Source organism: Pedobacter sp. GQ55, from assembly GCF_059758925.1.
In genome coordinates, this window is sequence record NZ_JCAXEI010000002.1 from 204,220 (window position 1) to 221,538 (window position 17,319).

Sequence of the window (17,319 nt, forward strand, 5' to 3'; positions counted from 1 at the left end):
GTAGTCCAGCTAAATTTAATTCCTATCTAATCCCGGGGTAAGTAGATAATCAATAGACAAAGCACCACTACCATTGATGATGACAAAGAGTAAAATGGCCAGTAGCATGATGAAATACTCTATACCTTCTCCTTTTTTAGTTCCCATCCAGTTCATCGCCCATCCGTCTGAAGAATGTTTGAACATTGCTCCTACAAAGATTATGAAGTTAAATAATGCCGCAATTCTCCCAAATAAACCGATTATCAACATAATACTTCCAATTGATTGTCCAATTATGACCATCCAAGCTATCGATACCGGGATTTTTTTCGTCGCAAACGAAGCGAGTGATTCTTTAATACCAACTCCACCCCCCAAATCATCCCACCATCCAAAAAGTTTTTGCATTCCGTATGGAAAAATAATTATCCCTGAAACAACTCTGATCAGGGTGAAAGTAAAATTATAGTTAGTGTTTAATATAAGCTGCATCAAGCTTTCAGGTTCATAATTCATCATATTTCGTTTGTTTGACAGACTCTTTGAAAATCATTCTCAGGTGCTGATCATTGGTTAAATATGCTACAATCCAACCGTATATCGTTTTAATCTTATTGTTATAGTTAACAAGTGATACTACGTGGATGAATAACCAGCTCAATAAACCTATAAATCCTCTCAGATGGAATTTATGTTTGAAAAGATCTGCAACTGCATAATTCCTCCCTATAATAGCCATATCGCCCTTATCAAAATATTTAAAGGGCTTTAGCGCTTTTCCTGTTGCCAGTGCTAATAAATTGCTGGCAAGATGCTTTCCATGTTGAATGGCAGGCTGGGCTAACTGAGGATGCCCTTTCGGATAAACCAAATCGGTTTCTTGAAGGCAGATATCTCCAATAGCATATACTTTCTCTAACCCTACGACTTGATTGAACGCATCAGTCTTCATGCGGTTCCCCGAACCCAGACTGCTTTTGGGGATGCCGTCAAATAAATTTGCCGTGACCCCAGCGCACCATATTACCGTCCTAGCATCAACTGATTGTCCATCAGAAAAAGTAACCTTATCATTCTCATAACTTGAAACCACTGTATTTAATTTAATTTCCACTCCCAGCCGGGTCAGGATTTTATAGGCTGCCTTATGCGACTTCTCACTCATTGGCGGTAGTAAGCTGTCCTGTCCGTCAACAATATAGATTACTCCGGCTGTATTCTCAAGCTCTGGATAATCTTTCAATAAAATATGCTTTTTCATTTCGGCAAGTACACCTGCAACCTCAACTCCAGTGGCACCGCCTCCTACGATTACAATGGTTAATAATTTTTTTCTCTCTACTGGATCCTGTTCCAAAGTTGCATTTTCCATTGTTCTAATTAATACGTTTCGCATATCAATAGCATCATCTATCTCCTTAAGGGGTATCACCTTATCCATCATATTGGAATTTCCAAAGAAATTAGTTTTCGTATCAGCTGCAAAAACCAGGTAATCATAGGCCAGCTCCCCGGTATTCAGCTTTAAGCGTTGTCGATCTGTATCCACGTATATTAGCTCCGCCATTCTAAATTTGATTCCAGTATTACGAAACAGCATCCGGAATGGATAGCTGATTGCCGTCGGATCTAAAAAGCCGGTAGCTACCTGATAAAGCAGCGGTGTGAAATAATTATAGTTGTTTCTGTCCAATACTGTAACATCATAATGGTTGTTATTGGAAAGCTTCTGAGCGAAGTTTAGTCCGGCAAATCCACCACCTACCACTACAATATGCTTTTTTTTAGGCTGTTCTTCTAAAATTTCCATATGAAAAAACTTGTTTATTTACTATTTTATCCAATTCAAAAGGATTGATAGTGGCATCATGGCAAATGTCAGGCAGATGATAACAGAAAATAACCATCCTGAATACCTTATAAGCGAATTGTACTTTTTGTGATTTAAACCCAGACTCTGGAAAGCGCTGGAGAAGCCATGCAGCAGGTGATAGAACAAGGAGGATATTCCGAGTAGATAAATAACAACCTGTATTGGATTACTAAATTTTTCCAACATCATTACATACAATGGCAGCTCCTCACCATGTAGAAACTGGTGTGTACGGTTCGGTATCCAGAAGTTTGAGGTATGTAGTATCAGGAACATTAATATCAATGTCCCCAATAAAGTCATGCTTTTGCTGTACCAAGAAACATGCGGTGAAGACTTTACCATAGCATAGCGTACCGGACGTGCTGCCCTATTGGAACGCCAAAGTAGAAGAGACTGGATGATGTGTAAAAGTATTCCTATCACCAAGCCAATCTCAATTGTTCTGATTATAGGGTTAGTTCCCATAAAATGCGCCGCGTTATTGAATGTCTCCCCTCCATCATTGTAAAAAATGAGTGCGTTGATTCCAGCGTGAACAATTAAAAAACTGATTAAGAAAAGCCCCGTTAATGCCATTGTCAATTTTTTCCCAATGGAACTTCTAAATGTCTTGAAAAACCATTTCATAATTGTGTTTTTTTATACTTGTTAATTGCAATTTATTCTTCTCTTAACGTGGTTCAATATTAAATGAGTGAAGCTTATCCGGACAAAATGCCGTATATCTGCAATGAGGTCTTCATTTGCTTTGATATCAAACAATGTAAAGATATTCAACGCAAAAACTAATATGACGGACCAGACTACAACAAAGTGGGTAGTCCAGATGGTTTTTACAGCGGGCCAGGCTCGTCAGATGACCTTGCTCTAAAAGGAATTTTATCTTCAGCTCTTTAATCCTGATGCTAATTGTTGACAAACAAGATATCCTACTAAAGAACCAAATATGCACCAGATAAAACCAATATAGTAGTCCAGCTATTTTTGTATATTTGTTGAAGTTAATTCCCTATAATTTTGCGATGCTTCCGTATAAAAATCTTCTTTTTATAGACAAAAGCAGCCATGTCGCTGTTTTCAGGCAAATAGCGATTCAGATCATCCGGCTCATCCAGGAAGGAAAGCTTTCCCCGGGAACCGAACTGCCCAGCACGCGCACACTGGCTTTTGATCTGGAATTACACAGGAAAACCGCAATCGCTGCCTATGAACTTTTGGCCTCAGAGGACTGGATCATCAGCGTCCCGCGCAAAAGTTATCTGGTATCCCCTCATCTGCCTATTGTAAAACCAAGGTCATACAATAGCAACCGGCTGGCCGCTTATGAGACCGATCCTGGATTTGCGTATGATAAACTTTCTGAAATCTTTTATCCTTCGTCCTTTTCGGTCACCTCTGAGCTGGTAATAGATGATGGTTTTCCTGATATTACCCTGTTACCGGGAGCTTCGATGCACAGTCAATACAAAAGGGCACTTGAATACACCTCCTTAAAAAAAATGAGCTCAGGTTGGGATTTTGAAGGGTCACCGGATTTCAGAAATGCACTCTGCGGCTTTCTGAACCAAACAAGGGGACTTGATATCCGTATAGAGAACCTACTCACCACCAGGGGCGCACAAATGGCAATCTATGTCGCAGCTGGTCTGATCATACAGCCGGGGGATAAAGTGATGGTAAGTGAGCCAAGCTATTTTTTTGCAAATATGATCTTTGAGCGTCTGGGAGCGGAACTGATCCGTGTTCCCATGGATGAAAATGGCATGCGCACTGATCTGATTGCAGAATTGATCAAAAAGCACCACGTAAAATTATTGTATGTCATTCCGCATCACCATCATCCTACCACAGTCACTCTGAGCAAGGACAGGAGAAACGATTTACTGCAAATCATCAGGGATCATAAAATAGCTGTCATAGAAGATGATTATGATTATGATTTTCAGTTTCAATATGATCCTTACCTACCCCTGGCCAGTGGCGATCATGAAGGAAACATCATTTACATAGGATCATTGACAAAAGTGCTGGGCACGCCTTTCCGACTTGGCTATCTTGTCGCCGCGGAAAAGTTCATAAAGGCCGCTGCTAAAAAAAGAATGCTTATCGATTTAAGGGGTGATGTTTTCACTGAACAAGTCGTCTCAGGAATCATCGAGAACGGGGATCTGACCAGATTGATTCAAAAGGCAAACAAACTTTATCGCGGGCGCTGCAACTTTTTAGCAGATCTGCTGAGCTCAGAACTGGGTGAAGCAATAGAATTCAGCAGACCCAGCGGAGGTATGGCATTGTGGCTGAGATTCCGCGAAGATTTGCCTCTTACAAAGGTTATTGAAGAAGCCGCCACAAGGGGATTGAAGATTATTGGAAGTGTATATAACCAGGGAGCCAATGCGAAATATAATGCGTTCAGGTTCGGATTTGCATCACTCACTGAACAGCAATTGGAAAACGCCGTGGATATCTTAAGAACCTCCGTCAACAAGTTAAGATAATAGCAATAAACTGGTACCTGTATAAATTTAATAACTGGACGGTAAAACCAATGGATAAGTAGCATACTTTTGCATTAAAATTGGTATTCCCTGTTCATGTTAAGAAGGTTAACAAGCTTTATTCTTATTTTCTCAGTGATGTGTTCCAGCTTTTCAGCAATTCTGGTGCATACCGGATTTGAGTTGAACAAGAAATATATTACCGAAAAGCTGTGCGAAAACCGCAATCGCCCCTGGATGAAATGCCAGGGTAAATGTGTCTTAGCGAAAAAACTTAAAGCGGCCCAGGAAAAAGAAGCGAAGGAAATGTATAAAGCTCCCCAGCATGAGGCTATACTTGTTCATTCGGTCTCAACAGGTCTCTTTTATAATACTTATCGAGGGCAGGATTTTCCCCTCGATGACTTTAAATTTGTTTCTTCCTACCTCAAAGATATTTTCCATCCCCCAATTGTTTCCATTTAGTTTCCTGAGTCCCTGATTTTTCAATTCTTAGCTTATGGCTAAGGGACCAGGACCCTATATTCAATTTTTCAACAAATCAAGCGATTCCGTCCTAAAACTCCGTATCAACGGTACCAAAGTCGGGCTGCGTATAAAATTCAATTCATATGAAAGCATTACAATCTTTTTACAGGATAATGTTGCTTTATGTCCTGTTTGGCATGATCCCAGACCAGGCGTACTCCAGCATATCAGACAGCACAAAACTTACCACACTTATCATTAACGTCGACAATTATGTTGGTCAGCAGAAATTGGCGCTCGATACCACATTATATCAAAATAGCCTTGGTCAAAAATTCAAAATCTCCAGGTTCAATTATTTTATCAGCAATATTGTTTTGACCATGACAAACGGAAAAGAGTTTTCTGTACCGCAGGATTCCAGTTATTTCCTCATTAAACAAAGCGATACGGTATCAAGGACAATTACATTAAAAGTGCCCGAGGGGAAATATAAATCATTCCGGTTCACCCTGGGCGTCGACAGTTTACGCAGCACTATGGATCTGGCGAACCGAAAAGGTGCGCTGGACCCGGCCGGAGGGATGAACGGAGGGATGTACTGGAGCTGGAACAGCGGGTATATTTTTTTCAAAATGGAGGGGGAATCCCCGGCTGTAGCACTTGATAAAACAGGACACCCGAAATTCAGGTTTCATATTGGAGGTTTCGGCGGATACAATAAGCCGTCCCTGAACAACATTAAAACTGTCTCGCTGGATTTTAGCAGGTTAAAAACTACATTGAAGCGTAACAGCCACATCAATATTAAAGCAGATATCCTCAAAGTAATCGACGGCAAGACACAGATAGACCTGGCAAAAAATCCAAGCGTCATGTTCGGTAATTTCAGTTCAACGGTTGCCGAAAATTATCAAGAAATGTTCAGCCTAATATCAGTCAATCAGGATGAATAATGGTAAATGGACAATCGGAATTATACTCTTAGTGTTTGTTTTCTCATCATTTAGTTCCTGGGATGTTTTATTGTTTCCTAAACCTGAACATTTCCCTGAACCAGTATATGACTTCAGTAGAAACCAACTGACCAAAGCTAAATTCGAATTGGGAAGGTCGCTGTTTTATGAAACCGCACTTTCGGTTGACAACAGCATTTCCTGTGGATCCTGTCATATCCAGTCCTCGGCCTTTACTCAGCATGGGCATGATCTCAGCCACGGGGTTGAGGATAGGCTTGGAACCAGGAATTCTCCGCCCATAATGAACCTGGCCTGGAACAAAAGTTTCTTCTGGGATGGCGGCGTCTTTCACCTAGATCTTCAGTCCATAGTCCCCATTACCAATCCGGTAGAAATGGATGAAAAGATGCCTAATGTATTGAATAAGTTAAGTTTGATGAATAAATACAAAACGCTTTTCAACACCGCCTACGGCTCAGAGGAAATCAATGGCGAACGGGTTTTTAAGGCGCTTTCTCAATTTATGCTGATGTGTGTGAGTTCCGAATCTAAGTACGACAGTGTGATGAGAAAGCAGGGACCGGTCTTTAGTCCACAGGAAAAAAAGGGTTATGATTTATTTGTAAAAAACTGTAGCAGTTGTCACACTGAGCCTCTATTCACTGACGGATCATTCAGGTACAACGGATTGGACAATAAATTCAACACCGATAGCGGGCGAATGACCATTACACTTGATCCGAATGATAAATTCCGGTTTCGGGTTCCCTCGCTGAGAAATTTAAGTTACACCGCTCCTTACATGCACGACGGGCGGTTTGAGAAGCTGGATGAGGTACTAAATCATTATACATCCGGAGTAGTCAATGCCAGCAACTTAGATCCGGTCTTAATGAAGAACGGACAATTGGGCATTCCAATGAACCAACCGGAAAGAGCCGCTTTAACTGCTTTTCTCAAAACCCTTGATGACGAGAAATTCATTAACCGTAAAGACCTTTCTGAACAATTTTAATTAACAACCCAATTTATAAGAATGAAAAACCAACATATATCGCTCATTTTCGGATTGCTGGCTATAATAATCTACTGTTCATCCACTCAAAATCAGACTGGTTTAGCATCCGTTGCAGTACACGAGCATAATTCAATGGCAAAACATACGATCAACCGCTATGCCGAAAAAGTAAATAGCGGGCAAATCAAAACGGACACGATGAAAGGAAGTCCTCCACGGGACGCCATGGCACTAATAAGCTGGACACACATTCATATCAGTTATCAATCTCCAGGTGTAAAAGGCAGAACAATATGGGGTGGTTTAGTGGCCTACGACGCGGTATGGGCGGCAGGAGCACATCAACCGACTAAGATCAGTTTCAGTTCTGCCGTTACGATAAACAATGCCCATGTTCCCAAAGGTGAATATGCGCTCTTTATCATACCCGGAAGAGAAAACTGGATAGTCATTCTAAACAATGATTTCAATCAGCACATGGCTGATAATTACAATGAAAAACTGGATATCCTGAGAGTTAGGGTCACCCCTCAGCCAATCATCGAAGTGCCCAGACTTACCTACACTGTAGCGGAAGTAAATAAAAATGAGGGGTCAATCCTGTTTGAGTGGGAGAAAGTTCGCCTAACAGTACCGTTTGTGCTTGCACGGTAATTTAAAACGTTGACAAATAAACAATATCTGGTTATTAAACCGGGTATTTATCAATTAACATTTGAAAGTTCAAATACAATGAAAACTAAAGAAATAACATACAATTCGCCAAACCACAGAAGAACATTTTTAAAGGCAGCAACACTACTTGGAGCCGCCGCTTTATATCCGATGCTTTCGTTAGCAAAAACTTCAGCCGGTCTAAATACGGAACTGCAGGAGGAGGGCAAATTGATCCTGGGTATGGTAGTGTTCGACGGATTCCAATTGCTGGATGTCTTTGGACCGCTGGATGTATTCGGCTCATTACGTGATAAAGTGTCAATCATTATTATCGGAGAAAAAGGAGAATCCGTCAAAAGCAGCGCAGGGCCTGTGTTGAAATTAGACTATACCTTTTCAAATGTGCCTAAGATAGATGTTTTGATGATTCCCGGCGGCCGCGGTACTCGACGGGAGGTGAAGAATGAGGCATTTTTGAAAGCGTTTAAGACACTTGCAGAAGCAGTGCCTAAAGTAGCCACAATTTGTACCGGTTCAGCAGTTCTGGCAAAAACCGGACTTTTAGACGGGCATAAAGCAACAACAAACAAACGGGCATATGCCTGGGCGACGAGCCAGAGCGATAAAGTCACCTGGGTACCGGAAGCCAGATGGGTGGAAGACGGCAAGTTCTTCACCTCATCGGGAATATCAGCAGGTATTGACATGGCGCTGGGGCTTATTGCAAACATGTTCGGCAAAGAGACCGCAGTTAGAATAGCTAATGGCGCAGAGTACCTGTGGAATGATGATCCGCATCGTGATCCTTTTGCAAAGATGAACGGGCTTATCAAATAAGCGTGAGCATACATACGAGAGCTCTGCTAACCAGCGCTACACCAGTTTTGGTCATTTCGGTTGCCGCCGTAGTGGAGCTCCCTTTCTTTATTTATAGCTTCCATGGACTTTTCGTATTGCTGTCCTCAATGTTGATGGCAGAACCAGGGAAGGCAGCACGTTTGAGAGGGTCAGAATGCTTATTATAATACTTTCACAGATACGAGCAACTACCGCCTAGTAAAACGGCTCATGACCATCAATAACTTACTAGCGACAATTTGGTTCCATTATGGGATAAATTGGTACTATAGCTGATTTAACCGGCCATAACTTTGAACCATTAACCAATCTAAAAGATGAATTATGAAAAATACAGAGAAACAATTTGTGACAAACGATGAAAATGGCCAGAGAGAACTTGTCAATTTCGGAACTTTTGACTTTATCGTTGTTGGTGCCGGATCTTCAGGTTGCGTAGTTACCAGGAGAATAATAGATGGTACAGAAAGTACGGTCTTGCTCCTGGAAGCTGGTGGTAGTGATCAGGGTGTAATGAATACCATTGACACATTGCGGTGGCCGCTCAATAAAAACTCTGAGTTGGACTATGCTTACAAGTATGAGCCCACTCAGTTTGCGAATAATAAAATTATTCCGTTGCCTGCCGGAAAGGTTGTCGGCGGCAGCGGAAGTATAAATGTTATGGTTTGGGCAAGGGGTAACCGATATGATTATGACAAATGGGCTGCTGCGGGTAACAGAGGCTGGGATTATGAATCGGTCTTACCCTTGTTCAAAAAAATAGAGGACTGGGAAGATGGGGAATCTGATTATCATGGTAAAGGGGGTCCGATCCGCGTAGAACGGGCTCCGGATCATGCACTGGCCAAAGTTATGATAGAGGCGTCGGTGAGCTATGGCATCCCATTTATTGATGACACGAACGGACCCAACCCCGAAGGTGTTGGAGTTGGGGTAATGAACGCAACGGCGGGACGCAGACATGGGCCTGCGACAGGATACCTCGAACCTGTGCTGCACGCTAGCAATCTAACCCTGATTACCAACGCAAAGGTTTTGAAACTGAACCTTAAAAATAAAAATGCTACCAGTGTTATTTTTGAACATGACGGAAAAACTTGCAGTGCAGAAGCTTCCAGTGAGATTATTCTTTGTGCTGGTGCGATAGGCACACCCAAACTACTGATGCTTTCAGGAATAGGTGATTCAAAAGAATTGGAAGAAGTTGGGATCAAACCTGAACATCATCTCCCTGGTGTTGGTAAAAATCTTCAGGATCATCCGATTCTGGAGTCTATGATATTTGAAGCTCATGAAAGTCTGGCACCCTTCACTGGTAACTACACAGGAAGCACCCTTCAGTGGAAAAGCAATGCCAAGCTTGAGGCATCCGATCTGATGATATTTGCTTGTCAGGTCCCTGTACCAATGCCAGAGATTGTTGAAAAATACGGGCCATTGGGCGAAAATTTGTTTTGTTTCTTACCTGCGCTGGTCAATGTCAGAAGCCGTGGTTATGTGAAACTGCGTGACTCAAACCCGGACACACCCCCTGAAATCCATGGCAACCTACTTTCTGAACAGCAAGATGTTGATGCAATGGTTAGCGCAATAGAACTCTGTATGGACATTGCAGATCAGCCTGAGTTCAAAAAATTTATAAAAAGCTGGGTTGCGCCCAGAACACGACTGACAACCAGGACTGAAATATTGGATTTTATTCGCGAGTCTCTTACCAGCTACATTCATCCGGCAGGCACATGCAGAATGGGAAGTGATGAGAACAGTGTAGTGTCTGACCGTCTGCTTGTTCACGGCCTTCAGGGACTGCGAATAGCCGATGCTTCCATCATGCCGGAAGTGACTAGTTCCAATACACAGGCACCTGTGCTGATGATCGCTGAATTTGCTTCCAGGGAAATTCTCTCAGGAATAAATCAAACATCAAAGCAGATCAGCCAACAGTTTTGCTGATTTGCGATCAGCAAAATCTGAAAATTCCTGCCATATTTAGTAGCACTAAATGGCAGGAATTCCTTTTTTAAAAAGATTAAGCCAAACCATCAATACAAAGATTAAAAACACGAACATGAACAACCTAACCCGCACAATACCAGAATTTTAGGAACAGAATATTTTATTTTGCGATCAACGCACTATATTTACACTATGAGTTTGAGCAAAGAAACTGTAATCCGGGAAGATAAAAACAATATTATCTTGAGCATAAATGATATCGTTACAAAGGTAACACTGGGCGAGCGGGATTCAACAAAAAAGCGTGTATTCCCAAACCAGAGTTTTGCTTTGTTACCTAATGTAATTGATCTTTCCTGTGCTGCTCCGGTTAAAACCGACCATTATGCAATCATCGTCACACACAGTGGTACAAGTCTTAAAACTTCCGGCAGATCGGAATTCCTAATCGAGCCGAGAACACTTCATTTTGTTACGCCAGGAATGATACATGCCTATACTGGGCTTTCATCGGACCTAGATTGGAGCATGGTGCTTTTTAAGAACAGCTTCATCGCCGAAAGCTATATCCGGGAAGACATTTTTGCTCAACTGGTTGAATTGAGCCCCGACATCGTTCCCTACTTTACCTTGTCGGAAGAGCGATATGATGTATTTATCAAATTGTTGCATGCCATGACTTTAGAATACGATCAGGGTAAGCCATTCTGTTTTCAATTTCTTAAATTACTGACTGTCCAGATGCTATATGAAATGAACAGGACTTGTGAAGAATGCCTGAACCATTCCTCCAGGCACCTCAGCAGACAATATCAGCTGGTATCTGCATACCGAAAACTTGTGGATGAAGATTTCCTTAGCGTAAGAACTGTAAAAGAATTTTCCGATAAGCTTAACATTTCATCTAAACAATTATCCAAAGCAGTCCGAGATGAAACCGGACATAGTCCGTTACAAATTATCCACAACCGAATTTATTTAGAGGCTCAGTTTCTGTTAACCTCATCAGCCTTTAGCATTAAACAAATCGCTTACCACCTGGGTTTTGACACCAGTTCCCACTTTGGCAGATTTTTCAAGCATTGTTCCGGCTTAAACCCCACAGAATTTAAACCTAATAACGATTAAATGGAATCTACACTACAGCTTTTTTTTTCAACCGATGCCATGTATTATGCGACAATTGCCAGAGTGATTAGTGGCGTGGTCATACTTCCTTATGGCCTGCTCAAAGTAATTTCAGGACGGGACAGGGCTCCTCTTATTTCGAATTTGATTTGAAACCGATGACATTAAAGATATGTTTTGATATAAAAATACAATAGTTTTGTTTAGTAAACAAAACTATTGTATTTTTATATCAAACTCTTTTTTTATGATACTTCAAAGCATCCTCAGCCAGATCATCCAGGCGCAAAGCCTGAACATAGCTAACAAGGACATAGGACTAAAACGAGACGCACTTCCATTGTTGCCAAATTTAGCAGCACATGCCCTAATTGTATCAGGCATAAGGAGATGTGGAAAAAGCACTTTGCTATTTCAATTATTAAACAGTAAATACCCTGGTGCACTATACCTCAATTTTGAAGATCCCAGATTATATGAATTTGAAAACAACGATTTTTTAAGGTTAGATAATTTGATTCGAGAGCAGAACCTTTCAGTGCTAATGTTTGATGAAATCCAAATTATACCAGAATGGGAAAGATATGTACGACAAAAATTAGATGAAGGCTATAAGATCGTAGTTACTGGCTCAAACGCTTCCCTACTAAGCAGGGAATTAGGAACAAAACTTACAGGGCGACACATTACTAAAGAGTTATTTCCATTTTCTTATCATGAGTTCATTTCTTACCATAAATTAAAACCTTCTTCCGAATCATTAATTAGCTATCTGGAAATCGGTGGCTTTCCGGAGTACATAAAAGAAAGAACTGACGATATTCTAAACCATCTTTTCGAAGATATATTGATTCGTGACATTGCAGTTCGATACAACATCAGAGACGTAAGAACATTACAGCGTTTAGCTCAGTATTTAATTTCAAACGTTGGAAAGCCAGTATCAGGCAATAAGCTTAAAAATATTTTTGAAGTGGGGGCTACCAGTACTGTATTGGAATATTTATCGCATATGGAATATTCCTATTTATTGCATTTTGTCCCTAAGTTTAGTTATTCTCTAAAAAAACAAATTGCAAACCCAAGAAAGGTATATGCAATTGATACAGGTCTTATCAACGTCAATTCAGGATCTTTTACCGAAGATAGTGGGCGCAAATTCGAGAATCTCATCTTTTTACATCTTCGCCGGACTTATAAAGAAATCTATTATTTTTCGGAAAAAGGAGAATGTGATTTTATTACATTTAAAAATGGGGCTTTTCATCAAGCCATTCAAGTATGTTATGAATTAAACCCCGATAACTTGGATAGAGAAATCAATGGTATGATTGAAGCCCTGGAATTATTTAATATTAAGGAAGGGACTTTAGTCACTACTTCACAAAAAGATCAATTCGAAAAGAATGGAAAGATCATTCATGTAATTCCCGCCCATGAATACTTATTGAAGTAGCACTACAAGACTTAGAATATTATTATTTTCGGTAAATACACTTCAAAATCAAGAAAATACCATTAAGGTGTTCTAATGGACTCCCTCCTTCCCCGCCAATACGGAAATGCTGCCAGTTTGGTGGCATTTTCTGTTAAAAGCAAATCATAATGGCAGTATAGTGGCAATTATGATTTTGGAAAACGCAAATTTGGTGTTTAAGCGGGTTAAACGGACAAGGTTCGAATCCCTCTTTCTCACAGGGAGGGATGATAATTTTTTTATAATTCCTATTTCTTGAATTTCAGTTATCAACTGTTAAAAATTTAAGTATGAATAGAGCAATCTCATTTGTTTTTTCTTCTACGACAAAATGTCCTGCATCGAGCAAATGCAGTTCGGCATTAGGTAGGTCTCTTAAATATGCTCTTGCTCCGTTAGCCGTAAATTTTAAGTCTTTCCTGCCCCAAACGATTAATGTCTTGGGTTGATTTTCTTTCAGCAGTTTTTGCCAGTTGGGATAACTCAATAAGTTATTGTAGTAGTCTTGGAATAACTGCACTTGAATTTTCCTATCAGTGTCTGATTGCAGGAAATGTAAATCGTGAGTCCAGGCGTCTGGAGATTGTATATATTGCTTTGTAGAATCAATGTCGAAAAGATATTGGTTGTTTATTATGTTTTTCTCTGTTGTTAAGCTATACAAGAAATCAATTTTCTTCTGAGAGGTGTCTTCGTGTGCTGATTTAAAAAATAGCTGCCTGTCGACTGTCAACCCATCCATATAAGCATTTGCATTTTGAACTATTAAATGTGTCACTCTCTTTGGATTCTTGGAATAGATTCTATAACCAACAGGTGCTCCAAAGTCTTGCATATACATTACATAGTCTTTTACTCCAATGCTGTCCAACAAGCCATTTGTATATTCTGCTAATGTGTCAAATGTGTATTTCACTTTATCAGGATTTAGTTTGCCACTGTATCCTGACCCCAAATTGTCGGGTGCAATAACGTGGTAATACGTAGCAAGTATTGGAATGAGATTTCTATATGTATGGGACGATGAAGGATAGCCGTGCAGTAAAACAATAGTTGGTTTATTTTTGTCTCCGGCTTCTCTGTAGAACATTTTTATTCCAGTGACGCATTGGTAATGATACGTTGTTTGAGGAGGAAGGCAATATTCGCTTGTCTGTGCTTTTAAGTCCATAGTGGCTAAAAGTGTGTTCACAGTCAATAGGAAAATGTGTATTCTTAATTTACGAATTTGTCTCATTTTTGATTATATTTTTAAGTTGAAGCTCCTACATTTTTTTACCATAAAAAAACAAAGGCTGTTTCATAAGCCTCTGGCAAGCTAGAAAAAAATAAACTATATTATATTTCTGCCCTTCGGCAGATTCACTAATAAAATAGTCCGATAATATTCATTTCTATTACCGGACTAATTCACTAGCTAACCAGAGTAGTAAATTTTATCTAAAAGCTTGAGACTAGCACCACTTTTTTTATTTGATTTTGACTTACGGCGGCTATGCCTGCTGCTGTTACCTGGTTATACCAGCCCTTTAAATTTGGTACCGTTATCAGCGGAGGTACTAGCCAGAATAATGTATCAACGCCTTTTGTAGCAGCGATTATTTCATTTGTATTCCCTAGATCGGCGACTGCTATAATTGAATCTGGTATATTCAGCTTCTTTAAACGATCTTCATTTTGTCCGATCAGGACAGCTATAGCGCCAGTAGCGGAGAGCTTCGCGGCTACACGGCTGCCAATGTTCCCTGTGGCACCTGAAATTGCAATTTTCATAAGTTCTTCCTGTTAATTATTGTTGATTATTTTCTGTGCTTCTTCGCTGCCGAGCAGAGATTTCAAAACCGGCAATATGTTCCAGTACTCTTTATATTCACTGAATTTTCCATTTTCCAGGGTAAAATAAATTACATAATCCTGCTGGTACAGCGCGTTCGTGTTGGAAATCCTGGTCTCGCCGTGAACCTCGGCCCAATAGCTTTCCTTTTCCTTTAATTCATAAACCTTTAATCCGGTCCAAGAGATACCGGACATACCGCCCAACATATGGTCTAAATGCTTTTTATATTCATCCATTGTAAAGCTGGAAGGCAGCCCAAGTGAAGCTGCATAGGGGTACTGTACTATTGCATCCTCATTATACAAATTCAGAACCGCATCGGTTCCTTGGTTGAAAGCCGTTAAAAGTGCTTCCAGGTGTTGATATCCATTGTTTTTTTTGACTGTCATCATTTTCTGTTTTATGGTAAATATGTAGATCGAAAATTCCTTCCCTTGCTAACCGGGTTTTGCAATCCTATGAGGTATTCAAAGTTGCAATGGTTTATTATTCTGTTAACTTGATTCCGGTTCATAGCTAACGATTTCAAGAATCTGGTTGTTGCACTAATGTTAAAGCTGACATTTTTTGATTACAAATTTTATTTCCGATTACCTCCTTTCTCTTGCCGCTTTCAACGGATGTTATGGCAATTCTTCCTCTTCAAAATCATTTCTGACCTGACCTTCGAATCTTTCGCGTATAGCTGTCAATTTTGGATCTATGTATCTTTGGCAAAATGGTCCCCGCTTATTTTTCGTATAGTAATTGAGTTGACTTTCCGTATTTTCCCGGAAAGCGACGAACGGCAATACTTGCGTAACATAAAATGCATTATTCTTCAATGTTAAATTCTCAATAATCTCTTCAACAGCAGCTTTGTCAACTATTTCAAAATAATAAACAGCTGATCTGTATTTTTTACGCATACTGTGGAAACTTGTACTACTGTGAGTAAGCAGATGTACTTCAATCAATATGTCAAGAGTTATATCCTCCTTATAGTGGACAATAACACCTTCCGAAAACGTGTCATTTGGAGGGCTGGAAGCGATCCAGCCTTGCTCGACATGACTTACACCAAGCAATGATTGAAATACAGCTTCGGTGCACCAATGGCACCCTCCTCCAAAACATATTTTCTTCGTTACCATTTCTATCTATGTTATCGTGCTTTCTAAAAAAACATCTATGCACCAGTTACTTCGAGCCAGCGCTATTTGGCACCTATCATGAAGGATGGCAACCCTGGTCAGTTTTTTACCTTGCAGTTAGAACCTATTGAGTATTAACAGTCGAGTAATTTATGGGCAACCATTTGTATCCGGCGCCGTCCCGGTACTGATGTAGAAACTACCATCCAGAAATTTCCTGGCAACGATACACCGATTGAGTAATGACTTTTTTCGGGTTTTCGGGTACCTGCGCAAGGTGGCCTGGGGTACCTCCTGAACTGAGTTGAACTTCTACCTGCTGCGAGCCAGATATTATTTCTTGTTGATTTTTCATTTCAACCGCTGATATGAAGTCGGAAATGTCCTGGTAACCCCAGGGATTGATAATTCGTTTTTCCATTTTAATTGTTGTAAATAACGCAATCTGGTTGTACTGTTAACATCTTAGTCGAAGCACTGCTTAACTCCTTACAATTATTTTGAGTTTTCTGGAAGCTGGATCAAATGTCCTCGGGGCTTAGGCAATGCTTTTCAACAAAAACTGACTTAGCAAGCGATGAGCTATCTGACTCTGAGAATTGACATTGGAACGGGCAATTAAAGAGGAAGTATTCTAATAAACTGTACTCGTTCAGCTGGAGAAATTCTCATTGAGTTACCACCATCGTGGCGTACTATGCGGCGGAATATCCAACAGGGTGCAACGCACTAGAATCCTACGTAAATGCTTTGCTATTTGTAGAGGGAGCTCTTCAACCCAAAGAGCTAGGCTTACTAGATTAGTTTTCAGGTAAATTCATCTCCAATTTTACGTTTTATTTAAAAGTCTTTTAGCAAAAGAACCATTAAAAATATAAAAAAGTTATAAAGCGAATGTAACAGCGTAGTCGTCAGAAAAGCATTCCTTCGATGAGCGATACAATATAAATACAGATAATTAATAATCAATGCTCCAAAAAATGTAGCCACTGCGTATAGCGGGCTATAAGTATGAAGAATTGCAAACAAACCAGAGGGGATAATTAGCCTAAGGTATAATCTTCTAACTTTGATCCACCTTAGCAACTTATAAGGCAATACCTGAAGGAAATAAGTCTCTATTGGTGGAATTAGGATAACTATTAAAAAAAATAAACCGATCATACTTTTCTTTTTATAAAGCGCTCCTCCTCCCATATCTATTGAAAAATAATAGGCAAGAACAGAAAACAAAGCGGAGATCAGAATCAATGTTCCTAAACATTTAAGAAAGAAGATGTAAAATTTTACATTTTTATTTGCCATATCGAATAAAGATATACTGATGTAATAAAAGTGAAACTAATTAATAATAAAATACTTTGTTCTGAAAATATAACTTAAAAAAAAATTAAAAAGACACCCGTTGTTTCCACAGATTGAAGTAGGTGGATTCTTGCTGATCAATTAATTGATCGTGTGTTCCGATT

At 40.0% G+C, this 17,319-nt stretch carries 19 protein-coding genes; 10 read left to right on the forward strand and 9 right to left on the reverse strand.

Features of this window, described 5'->3' with window-relative positions:
* Positions 1-15: 15 nt before the first annotated feature.
* The 3 genes from AC6CH7_RS05560 to AC6CH7_RS05570 are packed head-to-tail and all read right to left on the reverse strand — an operon-like array spanning position 16 to position 2,485.
* Positions 16-501, reverse strand: a complete 486-nt coding sequence (locus AC6CH7_RS05560) for a DoxX family protein (protein WP_498261751.1) — start codon at positions 499-501, stop codon at positions 16-18.
* Complete coding sequence (locus AC6CH7_RS05565; RefSeq protein ID WP_498261752.1) at positions 488-1,792, reverse strand: NAD(P)/FAD-dependent oxidoreductase; 1,305 nt, start codon at positions 1,790-1,792, stop codon at positions 488-490. The genes AC6CH7_RS05560 and AC6CH7_RS05565 overlap by 14 nt, the downstream gene beginning before the upstream one ends.
* A gap of 21 nt (positions 1,793-1,813) precedes the next feature.
* Positions 1,814-2,485: a succinate dehydrogenase cytochrome b subunit gene (locus tag AC6CH7_RS05570; protein WP_498261753.1), complete on the reverse strand. Its 672-nt coding sequence runs from the start codon at positions 2,483-2,485 to the stop codon at positions 1,814-1,816.
* A 395-nt stretch (positions 2,486-2,880) separates the two neighbouring features.
* Here AC6CH7_RS05570 and AC6CH7_RS05575 point away from each other — a divergent pair, with 395 nt between their 5' ends.
* From AC6CH7_RS05575 to AC6CH7_RS05620, 10 genes are all read left to right on the forward strand, one after another.
* Positions 2,881-4,356, forward strand: a complete 1,476-nt coding sequence (locus AC6CH7_RS05575) for an aminotransferase-like domain-containing protein (RefSeq protein WP_498261754.1) — start codon at positions 2,881-2,883, stop codon at positions 4,354-4,356.
* Positions 4,357-4,452: 96 nt separating this feature from the next.
* On the forward strand, positions 4,453-4,821 hold the full coding sequence (locus tag AC6CH7_RS05580) for a hypothetical protein (protein WP_498261755.1): 369 nt from the start codon (positions 4,453-4,455) through the stop codon (positions 4,819-4,821).
* A gap of 146 nt (positions 4,822-4,967) precedes the next feature.
* Positions 4,968-5,780, forward strand: a complete 813-nt coding sequence (locus AC6CH7_RS05585) for an MbnP family protein (protein ID WP_498261756.1) — start codon at positions 4,968-4,970, stop codon at positions 5,778-5,780.
* Positions 5,773-6,798, forward strand: coding sequence for a cytochrome-c peroxidase (locus tag AC6CH7_RS05590; RefSeq protein ID WP_498261757.1), 1,026 nt, complete (start codon positions 5,773-5,775; stop codon positions 6,796-6,798). The genes AC6CH7_RS05585 and AC6CH7_RS05590 overlap by 8 nt, the downstream gene beginning before the upstream one ends.
* Before the next feature lie 21 nt (positions 6,799-6,819).
* Positions 6,820-7,455: a DUF2911 domain-containing protein gene (locus AC6CH7_RS05595; RefSeq protein ID WP_498261758.1), complete on the forward strand. Its 636-nt coding sequence runs from the start codon at positions 6,820-6,822 to the stop codon at positions 7,453-7,455.
* Positions 7,456-7,464: 9 nt separating this feature from the next.
* Positions 7,465-8,295, forward strand: coding sequence for a DJ-1/PfpI family protein (locus AC6CH7_RS05600; RefSeq protein WP_498261759.1), 831 nt, complete (start codon positions 7,465-7,467; stop codon positions 8,293-8,295).
* A gap of 345 nt (positions 8,296-8,640) precedes the next feature.
* A complete protein-coding gene (locus AC6CH7_RS05605; RefSeq protein ID WP_498261760.1) occupies positions 8,641-10,272 on the forward strand; it encodes a GMC family oxidoreductase in 1,632 nt (543 codons plus the stop codon).
* Positions 10,273-10,473: 201 nt separating this feature from the next.
* Complete coding sequence (locus AC6CH7_RS05610; protein ID WP_498261761.1) at positions 10,474-11,403, forward strand: helix-turn-helix domain-containing protein; 930 nt, start codon at positions 10,474-10,476, stop codon at positions 11,401-11,403.
* Positions 11,404-11,556 carry a hypothetical protein gene (locus tag AC6CH7_RS05615; protein ID WP_498261762.1) on the forward strand — a complete coding sequence of 51 codons (153 nt, stop codon included), beginning with the start codon at positions 11,404-11,406 and terminating at the stop codon, positions 11,554-11,556.
* A gap of 94 nt (positions 11,557-11,650) precedes the next feature.
* On the forward strand, positions 11,651-12,859 hold the full coding sequence (locus AC6CH7_RS05620; RefSeq protein WP_498261763.1) for an ATP-binding protein: 1,209 nt from the start codon (positions 11,651-11,653) through the stop codon (positions 12,857-12,859).
* Between the two features lie 283 nt (positions 12,860-13,142).
* On the opposite strand, the gene AC6CH7_RS05625 is transcribed toward AC6CH7_RS05620, so the two are convergent.
* The 6 genes from AC6CH7_RS05625 to AC6CH7_RS05650 all read right to left on the reverse strand — a co-directional run bounded on the left by AC6CH7_RS05625 (position 13,143) and on the right by AC6CH7_RS05650 (position 17,155).
* Positions 13,143-13,970 (reverse strand): alpha/beta fold hydrolase, encoded by an 828-nt coding sequence (locus AC6CH7_RS05625; protein ID WP_498261764.1) that lies wholly within the window; start codon positions 13,968-13,970, stop codon positions 13,143-13,145.
* Positions 13,971-14,320: 350 nt separating this feature from the next.
* Entirely contained in the window at positions 14,321-14,653 is a 333-nt protein-coding gene (locus AC6CH7_RS05630; protein ID WP_498261765.1) for an NAD(P)H-binding protein, read from the reverse strand.
* Positions 14,654-14,665: 12 nt separating this feature from the next.
* Positions 14,666-15,109 carry a nuclear transport factor 2 family protein gene (locus tag AC6CH7_RS05635; protein ID WP_498261766.1) on the reverse strand — a complete coding sequence of 148 codons (444 nt, stop codon included), beginning with the start codon at positions 15,107-15,109 and terminating at the stop codon, positions 14,666-14,668.
* Positions 15,110-15,340: 231 nt separating this feature from the next.
* The gene (locus AC6CH7_RS05640) at positions 15,341-15,850 is read right to left on the reverse strand and encodes a peptide-methionine (S)-S-oxide reductase (RefSeq protein WP_498261767.1); all 510 of its coding nucleotides are present in this window, start codon (positions 15,848-15,850) and stop codon (positions 15,341-15,343) included.
* Between the two features lie 199 nt (positions 15,851-16,049).
* Positions 16,050-16,271 (reverse strand): hypothetical protein, encoded by a 222-nt coding sequence (locus tag AC6CH7_RS05645; RefSeq protein WP_498261768.1) that lies wholly within the window; start codon positions 16,269-16,271, stop codon positions 16,050-16,052.
* A 419-nt stretch (positions 16,272-16,690) separates the two neighbouring features.
* Positions 16,691-17,155, reverse strand: a complete 465-nt coding sequence (locus AC6CH7_RS05650; protein WP_498261769.1) for a CPBP family glutamic-type intramembrane protease — start codon at positions 17,153-17,155, stop codon at positions 16,691-16,693.
* Between the last annotated feature and the right edge of the window lie 164 nt (positions 17,156-17,319).

Coding starts and splice junctions, on each gene's coding strand:
- AC6CH7_RS05590 (WP_498261757.1), top strand. CDS start 5,773: ATGAATAATGGTAAATGGACAATCGGAATTATACTCTTAGTGTTTGTT.
- AC6CH7_RS05645 (WP_498261768.1), bottom strand. CDS start 16,271: ATGGAAAAACGAATTATCAATCCCTGGGGTTACCAGGACATTTCCGAC.
- AC6CH7_RS05630 (WP_498261765.1), bottom strand. CDS start 14,653: ATGAAAATTGCAATTTCAGGTGCCACAGGGAACATTGGCAGCCGTGTA.
- AC6CH7_RS05565 (WP_498261752.1), bottom strand. CDS start 1,792: ATGGAAATTTTAGAAGAACAGCCTAAAAAAAAGCATATTGTAGTGGTA.
- AC6CH7_RS05640 (WP_498261767.1), bottom strand. CDS start 15,850: ATGGTAACGAAGAAAATATGTTTTGGAGGAGGGTGCCATTGGTGCACC.
- AC6CH7_RS05560 (WP_498261751.1), bottom strand. CDS start 501: ATGATGAATTATGAACCTGAAAGCTTGATGCAGCTTATATTAAACACT.
- AC6CH7_RS05620 (WP_498261763.1), top strand. CDS start 11,651: ATGATACTTCAAAGCATCCTCAGCCAGATCATCCAGGCGCAAAGCCTG.
- AC6CH7_RS05570 (WP_498261753.1), bottom strand. CDS start 2,485: ATGAAATGGTTTTTCAAGACATTTAGAAGTTCCATTGGGAAAAAATTG.
- AC6CH7_RS05585 (WP_498261756.1), top strand. CDS start 4,968: ATGAAAGCATTACAATCTTTTTACAGGATAATGTTGCTTTATGTCCTG.
- AC6CH7_RS05605 (WP_498261760.1), top strand. CDS start 8,641: ATGAAAAATACAGAGAAACAATTTGTGACAAACGATGAAAATGGCCAG.
- AC6CH7_RS05650 (WP_498261769.1), bottom strand. CDS start 17,155: ATGGCAAATAAAAATGTAAAATTTTACATCTTCTTTCTTAAATGTTTA.
- AC6CH7_RS05595 (WP_498261758.1), top strand. CDS start 6,820: ATGAAAAACCAACATATATCGCTCATTTTCGGATTGCTGGCTATAATA.
- AC6CH7_RS05580 (WP_498261755.1), top strand. CDS start 4,453: ATGTTAAGAAGGTTAACAAGCTTTATTCTTATTTTCTCAGTGATGTGT.
- AC6CH7_RS05615 (WP_498261762.1), top strand. CDS start 11,404: ATGGAATCTACACTACAGCTTTTTTTTTCAACCGATGCCATGTATTAT.
- AC6CH7_RS05635 (WP_498261766.1), bottom strand. CDS start 15,109: ATGATGACAGTCAAAAAAAACAATGGATATCAACACCTGGAAGCACTT.
- AC6CH7_RS05575 (WP_498261754.1), top strand. CDS start 2,881: ATGCTTCCGTATAAAAATCTTCTTTTTATAGACAAAAGCAGCCATGTC.
- AC6CH7_RS05625 (WP_498261764.1), bottom strand. CDS start 13,970: ATGTTCTACAGAGAAGCCGGAGACAAAAATAAACCAACTATTGTTTTA.